Source organism: Pseudomonas sp. K5002, assembly GCF_013386655.1.
In the GTDB taxonomy this organism is placed as follows: domain Bacteria; phylum Pseudomonadota; class Gammaproteobacteria; order Pseudomonadales; family Pseudomonadaceae; genus Aquipseudomonas.
Genome location: NZ_JACARK010001158.1, coordinates 1 through 1,494 on the forward strand (window position 1 = coordinate 1; position 1,494 = coordinate 1,494).

2 protein-coding genes are annotated in these 1,494 nt (G+C 61.6%); both read right to left on the bottom strand.

Annotated features, from left to right (window positions below):
• Positions 1 to 752: methyltransferase (locus tag HX846_RS34390; RefSeq protein WP_178967167.1), on the bottom strand; the 752-nt coding region annotated here is incomplete at its 3' end.
• A gap of 41 nt (positions 753 to 793) precedes the next feature.
• Positions 794 to 1,411 carry a TPM domain-containing protein gene (locus HX846_RS34395; RefSeq protein ID WP_178967168.1) on the bottom strand — a complete coding sequence of 206 codons (618 nt, stop codon included), beginning with the start codon at positions 1,409 to 1,411 and terminating at the stop codon, positions 794 to 796.
• Positions 1,412 to 1,494: the final 83 nt, after the last annotated feature.

A 1,494-nucleotide genomic window follows, 5' to 3' on the forward strand; every position in this document is an offset into this window, starting at 1 on the left:
AACACCAGCCCCGGGTGGTCCAGGCGGGCGGCGGCGTTGTTGCACAGGGTCACCATGTCTTCGCGCAGTTCCACGCCGGTGACTTCGCCCTCGGCGTTGAGGGTGTTGCGCAGGTAGTCGTGGATGGCAAACGTCAGGTAGCCCTTGCCCGAGCCAAAGTCCGCGACCCGCACCGGCTGGTCCAGCTTCAGCGGCGAGGTGGTCAGCGCATGGCTGAACACTTCGATGAACTTGTTGATCTGCTTCCACTTGCGCGACATCGCCGGGATCAGCTCGTGTTTGGCGTTGGTCACGCCAAGGTCGGCGAGGAAGGGCCGGGTCAGGTCCAGGAAGCGATTCTTCTCGCGGTTGTGCTCGGCAGACGGCGCTTCGCGCAGTTGCTGCGGCTTGCTTTTGAACAGTGAGCTTTTGTTCTTCTTGCTGTATTCCAGCTGGGCTTCGTCGGTCACCGACAGCAGGTGCGCATTCTTGAACGCCGCCGGCAACAATTCGGCAATTGCCGCCACGCCGTCGGCCAGGGAGAAGTTCTTGGTGATGTCGCGGGTCTTGTAGCGATAGACGAAGGACAGGCAAGGCTGATCCTTGACCGTCAGCTGCTTGATGATCAGCTTCTGAAGATCAGGCTCGGTGCCGACGTACTTGGCCAGCACCAGCTTGATAAAGGCGTTTTGCTCAAGGCTCGCGCTCAGCAGTTCGAGGAACTGCGCGTGATGATCCGGCGCGGGGCTGGCAGGTTTAGCGGTGGCAGACATGAACAAAAACGCCTCGGGCAGGGAATGCCGGGAATTTTACACTACTCCAACACCACCAACCGATTCGGCAGCTCATTGCGTGCGTGGGTCACCGGTACGTGCTCCTTGAGCAATTCCCCGCAAGCCTCAATACACGCCACAAACCCGGCCAACGTCTGGCCTTGCTTCACCTGGCGGGTGAAGTCCTTGACGATCGCATCCCAACTGCTGTCATCCAGGCGACTGGATATCCCCTTGTCCACCAGGATTTCCACATACCGCTCGGCCTCACTGACAAAAATCAGCACCCCGGTGCTGCCCAGCGTGTGGTGCAGGTGCTGCTCGAGAAACTGCCGCCGTGCCAGGTTGGACGCGCGCCAATGGCGCACCGAGCGCGGGATCAGTCGCGTGGTGACCCTGGGCAAACGGAACACCAGGCACAGCACGACGAACGTGCCCCACTGCGCCAGCAGCAAGGTGTACATGGTCAACCAGCCCGACAGGTAGTGAATGATCCCCGGCACCACCAGCGCCAGCAGGCTGGCCCACAACAGCGGGATGTAGGCGTAGTCGTCGGCGCGGGCCGCGAGCACTGTCACCAGTTCGGCGTCGGTCTGTTGCTCGACCCGGGCGATCGCCTCGGCGACCTGGCGTTGCTCGTGTTGACTCAGTAATGCCATGGTTGTTGATGCTCTCTAGTTATTGTCATTACCAGCCGCCCGAGGCGCCACCGCCGCCGAAACCACCGCCGCCGCCCCTGAAG